Source organism: Streptomyces sp. NPDC054840, from assembly GCF_053611065.1.
In genome coordinates, this window is sequence record NZ_JBSGZP010000243.1 from 1 (window position 1) to 9,751 (window position 9,751).

Consider the following 9,751-nt stretch of genomic DNA (forward strand, 5'->3'; position numbering starts at 1 on the left):
GCCGAGCACGGCCGGTCGGGGCCCGACCCGGCAGTCCCCCTCGAAGCGGGTTCCGGCAGCGAATCCCCGCTTACGGGGACGCGCTCGCGCACGACGTCCACCACGGCGAGGATCCCCTCACCACCCTGCTGCCGCCCGGCACGGCCGGCCGGGTGTGACCCCGGGCCGCCGGGTACGGCCTACACCGTCGGTTCCCGGCCGTCCAGGGACAGCAGCAGCAGGGCCACGTCGTCGTTCGGGCCGCCGTTCGTGAAGGACCAGAGGTCCCGCCACACCGCCCCGACCAAGCCCCCCGGGTCCCGCGCCAGTACGGGCACGCGGGCGGCCAGCGGGTAGAAGTGCCCCGTCGCGTCGCGGGCCTCCGTCACGCCGTCGGTGTGCAGCAGCAGCTGGTCCCCGGGCCGCACCGCCAGCTCCGTCACCCCCGGCGGGCTCGGGCCGGCGAGCCCTAGGCCCAGGGGTGGCCCCGGGTCCACGGTCACCTCCTCCACCACCGGTCCGCGGACCCGCAGGGCCGCCGGATGCCCGCACGACACGATCCGTACGACATCCTGCCCGGGCGGGAACTCCAGCAGCACGGCCGTGGCGAACAGCTCCGGGTGCTCGATCGAGGAGGCCGCCGCGTCCGTCACCAGCCGCCGGTCCAGCCGGGCCGCGACCGCCCCCAGCCCGGCGTCGTCGATCACGGCCTCGCGGAAGGCGCCGAGCAGCGCCCCCACGGTGGCGACCGCCGCCAGCCCGTGCCCCTGTACGTCCCCCACCAGGGCCCGTACCCCGTACGGCCCGGCCCGTACGTCGTACAGGTCGCCGCCGACCAGCGTTCCGCGCTGCGCCGCCCGGTACAGACCCGAGCAGCGCACCGGGCCCACCCGTTCCGGCACCGGAGGGAGGACCGCGAGCTGGGCTGCCTCCGCCACCGTCCGCACGCTGACCAACTGCGCGTCCCGCCGCTGGCGAACCCAGGCGATCACTACGCTGAGCACGCCGACGACGGCCACCGTGGCCAGATCCGTGCCCCGCGCATGGGCGACGCCGAGCTCGTGCACGCCCAGCAGCAGCAGGACGACGGCGGCGAAGACCGCGGTCCCGGCCGCCCCGTACGCGAAGGCGGCCACCGGGGGCAGGCCCGCCAGGAAATAGCCGAGCTCCACATCGCCGGGGGTGAGCGCCTGTGCGAGGACCAGCCCGACAAGGGCCACCGCGGGCGCGATCCGGGCCCAGCGCGGCGGCGGCTCGCCGCGCAGCCATCCTGGCTCCTGACGTCCGCGTCTCACCCCTCCACCCTGGTACGGGGGCCGGGCGCGCGCACCCCGGACCGGTCCGCCGGGTGGCTCCGTACGCGCCGGGCCGCCACAGTGGGGGCGTGACGGCAGGCGAAGGCGCGGGCGAGCGGCCCGGCAAGGCGCACATCGAGGCGCACGGCGAGCGCGGCGGCTCGCAGAGCGCGGAGATCAGCACACGGCTCAACTGGCTGCGCGCGGGTGTGCTCGGCGCCAACGACGGCATCATCTCCACCGCGGGCCTGGTGGTCGGTATGGCCGGGGCCACCACCTCGCGCTCGGCGATCCTGGCGGCGGGCGTCGCCGGGCTGCTGGCGGGCTCGCTGTCGATGGCGGCGGGGGAGTACGTCTCCGTCAGCTCGCAGAGGGACTCCGAGCGGGCCGCGCTGGACCTGGAGCGCTGGGAACTGGCGGCGGAGCCGGAGGCGGAGCTCGACGAACTGACCGACCTGCTCGCCGAGCGGGGGCTCAGCCGGGACGTGGCACGGGAGGCCGCCGAACAGCTGACGCAGCGGGACGCGTTGCGGGCCCACGCCCGGGTGGAGCTCGGGATCAACCCCGACGAGCTGGCCGACCCGTGGCACGCGGCCTTCGCCAGCCTCATCGCCTTCACCGTGGGCGCGCTGCTGCCGCTGCTGGCGATCATCCTGCCGGGGCCCTCCGAGCGGGTGCCGGTGACGGTGGTGGCGGTGCTGGTGGCGCTGACGCTGTGCGGGGTGATCAGCGCGCGGCTGGGCGGAGCGCCGGTGGGGCGGGCGGTGCTGCGGAACGTCGCCGGGGGCGCGCTGGCCATGGGCGTCACCTACGCGGTGGGCACCTGGCTGGGTACGGCCGCCTGACCGGGACTCCACCCCGGCCCCCCGCGCGGGCCGGATGTTTCAGCCCCGCCGGCCTTCGAGGCGGGGGCGCGGAGCGCCGTGTGACGCCCGCCAGGGCACGTGCGTCCGGCGAAGGGCGACGACGCGCCCCCTGAACCGGCCGAGCTCGCGCGGCGACCCGGCAGGATGGGGGCATGCGGATCGCTGTCACGGGGTCGACCGGGCTCATCGGAAGTGCACTCGTGCGGTCCCTGAGGGCGGACGGGCACGAGGTCGTGCGGTTCGTGCGGCGGGAGCCCGTCGGGGCGGACGAGGTGCGGTGGGATCCGGCGCGCGGGTACGTGGACCCCGCCGGGCCGGCCGGCTGCGGGGCCGTGGTGCATCTGGCCGGCGCAGGGGTCGGGGACCACCGGTGGACGGCCGCGTACAAGAGGGAGATCCGCGACAGCCGGGTGCTCGGCACCGCCGCGCTCGCGCACGCCCTTGCCGCCCTCGACGAGCCGCCCGCCGTCCTGGTCAGCGGTTCGGCCGTCGGCTACTACGGGGACACCGGCGACCGGGCCGTCGACGAGGACGCCCCCGCCGGGCAGGGCTTCCTGCCCTCGGTCTGCGTGGAGTGGGAGGCGGCGGCCGCCCCCGCCCGGGAGGCCGGGATCCGGACCGTGTTCGCCCGCACCGGCCTGGTCGTCGCCCGCGAGGGCGGGGCCTGGGGGCGGATGTTCCCGATCTTCCGCGCCGGCGTCGGCGGCAGGCTCGGCAGCGGTCGCCAGTACTGGTCGTACATCTCCCTCCGCGACGAGGTCGCGGCCCTGCGGCACATCATCGACACCCCGGGCCTGTCCGGCCCGGTCAACCTGACCGCCCCGGAGCCGCTGACCAACCGCCAGGTCACCGAGGCCATGGCCCGGGTGCTGCGCCGGCCCGCGCTGCTGCCGGTACCGGCCACGGCCCTGCGCGTCGTGCTGGGGGAGTTCTCCGAGGATGTGCTGGGCAGTCATCGGGCACGGCCCGCGCGGCTGCTGGGGTCCGGCTTCGTCTTCCGCGACCCCGGTATCGAGCAGGCGATCCGCGCCGCGCTCTGAGATCCGCGTGCGACCACCGTGCGACCATTCGTGACCCATATGCGACCGCTGTGCGACCGGAGTTGACCGCAATACCCCGCCGAACTCGGGTTCCCCTTTAACCGGTTGGGGGAAGGAGGATCCCCACACAGCCGCGCCGACCTCGGGGAGGGGCACGTGCTCAGCAGCGCACACCATGCCGCACACCATGCGGACGTCGTCATCGTAGGAGCCGGAGTCTCAGGACTCGCGGCAGCGCAGCACCTGATCGCAGCCGGAGTCACGGTCACCGTCCTGGAAGCCGCGGACGACCCCGGCGGGCGGATGGCCACGGAGTCCGCCGACGGGTTCCGGCTCGACAGGATCGGCCAACTGCTCAACACCTCGTACACGGAACTCGAACGCACCCCGGGCCTGCGGGCCCTGACCCTGCGCCCCTTCACACCGGGCGTCCTCGTCCACACCGACGGAAAACAGCTACGGGTCGGGGTCCTCACCCCGGCGCGGGCCCTGGCCAGCCGCTCCCTCGACCAGGCCCGGATCAGCGCCGCCCTCGGCCGTCTCGCCACCCTGCCGGAGGAGAAACTCCTCGCCCGTCCCGAACGCACCGCGCACGCCGCCCTGCGCTCCCGCGGGCTGCCGACACGCACCCTGAACGGGGCACTCCGCCCGCTGCTCGCCACCCTGCTGCGCGACCCGGAACTCACCACCTCCAGCCGGGTCGCCGACCTCGCCCTGCGCACCTTCGCCCGCGGCCGTCTCGCCGTACCCGAGGGCGGCGCGGCGGCCCTGCCCGACCTGCTCGCCGCCGCACTGCCGCCCGGCACCGTAAGGACCGGGGTCCGGGTCCGGTCGGTGGCCACCAACCTGGTCACCACCGAGGAGCACGGCGACTTCCGCTGCCGTTCCGTCCTCCTGGCCACCGGGGCCCGCGCCGCCGCCGAGCTCCTGCCCGGCCTGCGCGTGCCCGCCTTCCACGAGGTCACCGTCCTGCACCACGCCACCTCCGCACCCCTGTCCCGGGACGGCTCGCTGCTCCTGGACGGGGACCCCAACTGGCCCGTCTCCCACACGGCCGTCATGAGCGCGGTCGACCCGACCCGGGCCCCGGCCGGCCGGAGTCTGGTCACCACCACCGTGCTCGGCCCGCCACCGCCCGCGCGGACGGTCGCCTCGCGGCTGGCCCGCCTCTACGACACCCCCACCCGCGAGTGGGAGCTGCTGGCCGTCCACCACACCCCGGAGGCCGTCCCCGCGATGCCCCCGCCGCACGACCTGCGGCGTCCCGTACGGGTACTGGCCGGGCTGTACGTGTGCGGCGACCACCGCGACACGAACACCGTTCAGGGAGCCCTGCACTCGGCGCGCCGCGCCGCCGGCGCCGTCCTGCGCGACTTCGGAATCCCGCTCCCGGTCGCCCCGGAGCCCGCACTTCCGGTGGCGGCCTGAGAACACCTGACGACGCCGGCGGGGCCCTGCTCCCGCCTCGCCGGCGTTCCGGGCACGGCCCGCTGGGTCACGACAAGGCCGCCACCCGGTCCCGGTAGGTCCGCACGGCCGAGGCGTCCCGGTACGGCTCCAGCCGCCGCTCGAAGTCCCGTACGTACTCCACCGCCCGCACCGACCGCATCTCCATCGCCTGCTGCGCCGCCTCCGCGCCCAGTGCGCACGCCTGGTCCAGCTCGCCCAGCCCCAGCCGGGCCGTGGCCAGCACCACCCGGCAGAACAGTCGGGACCGGGCGTACCCCGGCGCCCTCAGCTGCAGGGACCGCTCCGCGTGCTGCGCCGAGGCCCGGTACTGCTGGAGGTCCCGGTGGCAGTGCCCGAACTCGTCCGCCAACTGCGCCTCGTCGTAGAACCGGGCCCAGTGCGGTACGTCGTCCCCCGGCCGGGCCGCGCCCAGCGCGCGCTCGGCCCGCACCAGGGAGGCGGTCGACGCGCGGACCTCGCCGAGGACCGCGTGTCCGCGCGCCTCCGCCGAGTGGAGCAGCGCCTGCACCACGGGCGGCGGGCCGGAGCCGACGCCCTGCTGGGCCACCCGGGCCAACTGCACGGCCTCGCGGCCGTGGCCGAGGTAGACCGCCTGCCGGCTCATGGTGACCAGCACGTACGAGCCGTACGGGCGGTCCGCGGCCGCCTGCGCCAGCCGCAGCGCCTGCACGAAGTAGCGCTGGGCCAGCCCGTGCGCGGCGATGTCGTACGAGGTCCAGCCCGCGAGCCGGGTCAGATCTGCGGCGGCCGAGAAGAGGCGCCGCCCGGTGGTCTCCCCGTAGGTCCCGCGGAGCATCGGCTCGGCCTCGTGCTCCAGGTAGCGCACCAGGGCCTGCCGGGCGTGCCCGCCGCCGTAGGCCTGGTCCAGGGTCCGGAACAGCTCGCTCACCGATCTCAGCGCCGCGATGTCCCCGCTCGTCACGCGCTGCCCGGGGCCGCGGTCGATCTGTCGCTGCCGGGGCACCGAGGCCCGCCCCTGCAGCGGCACGCGGGCCGTGGCGGGTTCCGCGCCCCGGCCGACCCGTTCGTCGGCCCGCCCGATCAGCCAGTCCCGGCTGGGCACGACCAGCCCGGCCGGGGTGAAGGCGATCTTCCGGAGCTCGGCGTGCGAGCCGGAGTCCTTGCGCCACAGCCCGCTCGCGATGTCCACGGCCTCCTCCGGGGTGGCCGCGAACTCCAGCCCGGCGTACACGGGCGCGCAGGCGTCCAGGCCCAGGTCCTGGGCCGAGAGGCGGCGTCCGAGGCGGCGGGTGAAGACCTCGGCGATCAGAGCCGGGGTGGTGCCGCGGGGCTGCTGCCCGCGCAGCCACCGGGTCACGGAGGTCTTGTCGTACCGCAGATCGAGACCGTGCTCCAGGCCGAGCTGGTCGACGCGGCGGGCGAGACCGGCATGGGAGAACCCGGCTTCCGCGATCAGCGCCGCGAGCTGCCGGTTGGGGACGCGCTGGGCAGGTCGTTCCGTCATCGGCTCCACGGTCTCCTGACGTGACGGACCGGAGTCCCGGCCCTTGAACGGCGTGAATGTAGCGGCGAACTCCGTCGATGCCGTCCTCTCTGCCCCACATTCATCCGATCGTGTGCAGAATGCGTAGAGGCCTTTACGGACCGGCCCCCTCCGCCCGCGTACGCTGCGGGCCATGACCCCTCGGCCCCACAGGGCGCACCTCCCCGAGGAGCGAACCGAATCCACCGCCCCGCTGCCCCCGCCCGAACTGACCGAGGCGGAGTGCCGGCGCTGCGGCACCTACATCGCGGGGCTCGACGGCCGGTACGCGTGCGGGGTGTGCGGCTGGGTCAACGACCACTCGGAGGGCCACCGGCGGCTGCCGCGCGCGGACGAGGACCCGGACCGGCCGCCGAAGGGACGACGGCGGCCCAAGCAGCTGCCGGGGCCCCCTCCGGAGCCGGAGCCGGAGCCGGTGTCCGAGAACGCGGCGGAGCCCGTGCCGGAGCCCGTGCCGGGGTCCTGAAGGGGCTCACGCGGGCCGCCGTACTCTTGCTCAGTGAGGTACGTGCACACAGCAGGTTCAATGAGGAGGCGCTGCGGTGGCTGAGCTGGGGTTTGTCCATCTGGGCTTCGGACCGGAATCCGTCGAGTACACCCTGGCCTGGGAAGAGCAGCGCAGGGTGCACGCGGCCCGCTTCGCGGACGAGATCGAGGACACCTGCCTGCTCCTTGAGCACCTGCCGGTCTACACGGCGGGCCGGCGCACCGACCCCAGTGAGCGCCCGCTCGACGGCACCCCCGTCGTGGACGTGGACCGCGGCGGCAAGATCACCTGGCACGGCCCGGGCCAGCTGGTCGGCTACCCGATCATGAAGCTGCCCCGACCGGTGGACGTGGTCGCCCACGTCCGCCGCCTCGAAGAGGCCCTGATCCGCACGGCCGCCGAGTTCGGCCTGGAGACCACCCGCGTCGAGGGCCGCTCCGGCGTGTGGGTCCTGGGCGATCCCGTCGAGGAGCGCCCGAGGATCGGCGGCCTCTCGCTGGAGTTCGACCCCCGGCTGCACGACGAGGAGTTCGACGCGCGGCTGAACGGCCCCGAGTACGCCCCGTCCAACGCCGGCCAGCGCCGCGAGGACCGCAAGCTCGCCGCCATCGGCATCCGGGTCGCCAAGGGCGTCACGATGCACGGCTTCGCGATCAACGTGAACCCGGACAGCACCTGGTTCGACAGGATCATCCCCTGCGGGATCCGGGACGCCGGTGTGACCTCGCTCTCGTACGAACTGGGCAGGGAGATCACCATCGCCGAGGTACTCCCGGTGGCCGAACGGCACCTGAGGGACGTACTGGAGCACGCGGAGCTGAAGCCCCGCGAGACAGAGCCGGCCGTGGGCTCCTAGCCCCTGGGAATGAGACCGGCCGCCCGCAGGTTGGCCGACGTAAGAGCGTATGAAATTACGGGCGTACCCTGGTGGGCGCCGAACAATCGAAGTCACAGGGAGCCGGTCGTGTCCGCAGTCGCACCCGACGGACGCAAGATGCTGCGCCTGGAGGTCCGTAACGCCCAGACCCCCATCGAGCGCAAGCCCGAGTGGATCAAGACCCGGGCGAAGATGGGTCCCGAGTACACCAAGATGCAGGCCCTGGTGAAGGGCGAAGGACTGCACACGGTGTGCCAGGAAGCCGGTTGTCCGAACATCTACGAATGCTGGGAGGACCGCGAGGCCACCTTCCTCATCGGTGGTGACCAGTGCACCCGGCGTTGTGACTTCTGCCAGATCGACACGGGCAAGCCGGAGGCGCTGGACCGTGACGAGCCGCGGCGCGTCGGCGAGTCCGTGGTCACGATGGACCTGAACTACGCCACCATCACGGGCGTCGCGCGCGACGACCTGGCCGACGGCGGCGCCTGGCTGTACGCGGAGACCGTGCGCCAGATCCACCAGCAGACGGCGGGCCGCGAGTCCGGTCACACCAAGGTCGAGCTGCTGGCCCCCGACTTCAACGCGGTCCCGGAGCTGCTGGAGGAGGTCTTCGCCTCCCGCCCCGAGGTCTTCGCGCACAACGTCGAGACGGTGCCGCGGATCTTCAAGCGGATCCGCCCCGGCTTCCGCTACGAGCGTTCGCTCGACGTGATCACCAAGGCCCGCGCCTACGGCCTGGTGACGAAGTCGAACCTGATCCTCGGCATGGGCGAGGAGCGCGAGGAGGTCTCGCAGGCCCTGAAGGACCTGCACGAGGCCGGCTGCGAGCTCATCACCATCACCCAGTACCTGCGGCCCTCGCCGCGGCACCACCCCGTCGAGCGCTGGGTGAAGCCGGCCGAGTTCGTGGAGCTGGCCAAGGAGGCCGAGGAGATCGGCTACTCCGGAGTGATGTCCGGTCCGCTGGTCCGGTCCTCGTACCGCGCGGGCCGTCTGTACCAGCAGGCCATGGAGAAGCGCGCGTCGGTCTGACCATCCGGGTGATCGTCCGCGCGCCGAGCGTGTGAAGTCGCGCACAAAGCGTTACTAGTGGGTAACACCGCATCGACGCGGCCCCTAGGCTCTTTCCTGAGGAAGAGTCCGGCGGGCCGCGTCAGCGTTTGCAACGTGTACATCACATTTGACCGACCGGTCATGCCCTGGTAACACCAGTCAGTGACGCTTGGTCCACGCACCGCACACACCGCTCGCATCACGCCGACGCGAGCATCGTGAAAGGGATCGACATCATGCAGGCCGCGCCCGTACGCGCCATTGCCATCCCGACCCTCTCCGACGCCTTCCGGGGCATGGAGTCCCTGCTGATGAGCGGGGCCCGCCGCAACGCCTGGACGGCGGTCCTGGAGGACCGCAAGAGGGCCAAGGACCGAGTCGAAACCGAACACGTACTTGAGGCCGCGGCTACCCGGACCCCGCAGGCCACGTAAACTTCGCTGTATGGCGAGGAAGTCAAACGCAGAGACTGCTGCGAACCCCGGGCGACTGAAGCAGATCGCCCTGACGTACAAGATGACGCGCAAGGCGGACCCGAAGGTCGGTCTGATCGTCGCAGGCGTGGGCATCGTCACCTTCGGTGTCTTTCTCGCGATCGGTTTCCTGGTCGGGCACGAGCTCTATCTGGGCATCCTGGGATTCCTGGTGGCGTTCCTCGCGATGGCGATCGTCTTCGGGCGACGGGCCGAGCGGGCCGCCTTCGGGCAGATGGAAGGCCAGCCGGGAGCGGCCGCGGCCGTGCTGGACAACGTGGGACGGGGCTGGACGACCACCCCCGCCGTCGCGATGACCCGGCAGCAGGACATCGTCCACCGTGCCGTCGGCAAGGCCGGTGTCGTCCTGATCGCCGAAGGCAACCCGAACCGCGTGAAGCCGCTCCTCGGGAACGAGAAGAAGAAGCTGGCCCGGATCATGCCGGACGTGCCGGTGCACGACTTCATCGTGGGTACCGGTGAGGGCGAGGTGCCGCTCAAGAAGGTGCGCACCACCCTGCTCAAGCTGCCGCGCGTGCTGGCCGGCCCGCAGATCACCGAGGTCAACGACAAGCTGCGCGCCATGGGTGATCTCATGAGCAACATGCCGCTGCCGAAGGGCCCCATGCCGAAGGGCATGAAGATGCCGCGCGGCGGAAAGATGCGCTGACCAGGTCACCTGATTTTCGTATACGACACAGGGG

10 protein-coding genes are annotated in these 9,751 nt (G+C 73.2%); 8 read left to right on the plus strand and 2 right to left on the minus strand.

Annotated features, from left to right (window positions below; translation table 11 throughout):
- Window positions 1–179: 179 nt before the first annotated feature.
- Window positions 180–1,274 (minus strand): PP2C family protein-serine/threonine phosphatase, encoded by a 1,095-nt coding sequence (locus tag ACWGIU_RS18780; protein ID WP_453707169.1) that lies wholly within the window; start codon window positions 1,272–1,274, stop codon window positions 180–182.
- Window positions 1,275–1,363: 89 nt separating this feature from the next.
- Here ACWGIU_RS18780 and ACWGIU_RS18785 point away from each other — a divergent pair, with 89 nt between their 5' ends.
- From ACWGIU_RS18785 to ACWGIU_RS18795, 3 genes are all read left to right on the plus strand, one after another.
- Window positions 1,364–2,119 carry a VIT1/CCC1 transporter family protein gene (locus ACWGIU_RS18785; protein WP_453707171.1) on the plus strand — a complete coding sequence of 252 codons (756 nt, stop codon included), beginning with the start codon at window positions 1,364–1,366 and terminating at the stop codon, window positions 2,117–2,119.
- A 173-nt stretch (window positions 2,120–2,292) separates the two neighbouring features.
- Window positions 2,293–3,180: a TIGR01777 family oxidoreductase gene (locus tag ACWGIU_RS18790; protein ID WP_453707173.1), complete on the plus strand. Its 888-nt coding sequence runs from the start codon at window positions 2,293–2,295 to the stop codon at window positions 3,178–3,180.
- 156 nt (window positions 3,181–3,336) lie between these two features.
- The gene (locus tag ACWGIU_RS18795) at window positions 3,337–4,608 is read left to right on the plus strand and encodes an NAD(P)/FAD-dependent oxidoreductase (RefSeq protein ID WP_453707175.1); all 1,272 of its coding nucleotides are present in this window, start codon (window positions 3,337–3,339) and stop codon (window positions 4,606–4,608) included.
- Between the two features lie 67 nt (window positions 4,609–4,675).
- Here ACWGIU_RS18795 and ACWGIU_RS18800 read toward each other — a convergent pair whose 3' ends face one another.
- The gene (locus ACWGIU_RS18800; RefSeq protein WP_453707177.1) at window positions 4,676–6,115 is read right to left on the minus strand and encodes a regulator; all 1,440 of its coding nucleotides are present in this window, start codon (window positions 6,113–6,115) and stop codon (window positions 4,676–4,678) included.
- 172 nt (window positions 6,116–6,287) lie between these two features.
- Here ACWGIU_RS18800 and ACWGIU_RS18805 point away from each other — a divergent pair, with 172 nt between their 5' ends.
- The 5 genes from ACWGIU_RS18805 (at window position 6,288) to ACWGIU_RS18825 (ending at window position 9,717) form a co-directional block, all read left to right on the plus strand.
- A complete protein-coding gene (locus ACWGIU_RS18805) occupies window positions 6,288–6,620 on the plus strand; it encodes a hypothetical protein (RefSeq protein ID WP_453707179.1) in 333 nt (110 codons plus the stop codon).
- Window positions 6,621–6,696: 76 nt separating this feature from the next.
- Window positions 6,697–7,497 (plus strand): lipoyl(octanoyl) transferase LipB, encoded by an 801-nt coding sequence (lipB, locus tag ACWGIU_RS18810; RefSeq protein WP_453707181.1) that lies wholly within the window; start codon window positions 6,697–6,699, stop codon window positions 7,495–7,497.
- A 108-nt stretch (window positions 7,498–7,605) separates the two neighbouring features.
- Entirely contained in the window at window positions 7,606–8,553 is a 948-nt protein-coding gene (gene lipA / locus ACWGIU_RS18815) for a lipoyl synthase (RefSeq protein WP_351162895.1), read from the plus strand.
- Window positions 8,554–8,810: 257 nt separating this feature from the next.
- The gene (locus tag ACWGIU_RS18820) at window positions 8,811–9,008 is read left to right on the plus strand and encodes an SCO2195 family GlnR-regulated protein (RefSeq protein WP_453707185.1); all 198 of its coding nucleotides are present in this window, start codon (window positions 8,811–8,813) and stop codon (window positions 9,006–9,008) included.
- A 10-nt stretch (window positions 9,009–9,018) separates the two neighbouring features.
- Window positions 9,019–9,717: a DUF4191 domain-containing protein gene (locus ACWGIU_RS18825; protein ID WP_453707183.1), complete on the plus strand. Its 699-nt coding sequence runs from the start codon at window positions 9,019–9,021 to the stop codon at window positions 9,715–9,717.
- The last annotated feature ends 34 nt before the right edge of the window (window positions 9,718–9,751 follow it).

Coding starts and splice junctions, on each gene's coding strand:
- ACWGIU_RS18790 (WP_453707173.1), top strand. CDS start 2,293: ATGCGGATCGCTGTCACGGGGTCGACCGGGCTCATCGGAAGTGCACTC.
- ACWGIU_RS18800 (WP_453707177.1), bottom strand. CDS start 6,115: ATGACGGAACGACCTGCCCAGCGCGTCCCCAACCGGCAGCTCGCGGCG.
- ACWGIU_RS18825 (WP_453707183.1), top strand. CDS start 9,019: ATGGCGAGGAAGTCAAACGCAGAGACTGCTGCGAACCCCGGGCGACTG.
- ACWGIU_RS18820 (WP_453707185.1), top strand. CDS start 8,811: ATGCAGGCCGCGCCCGTACGCGCCATTGCCATCCCGACCCTCTCCGAC.
- ACWGIU_RS18805 (WP_453707179.1), top strand. CDS start 6,288: ATGACCCCTCGGCCCCACAGGGCGCACCTCCCCGAGGAGCGAACCGAA.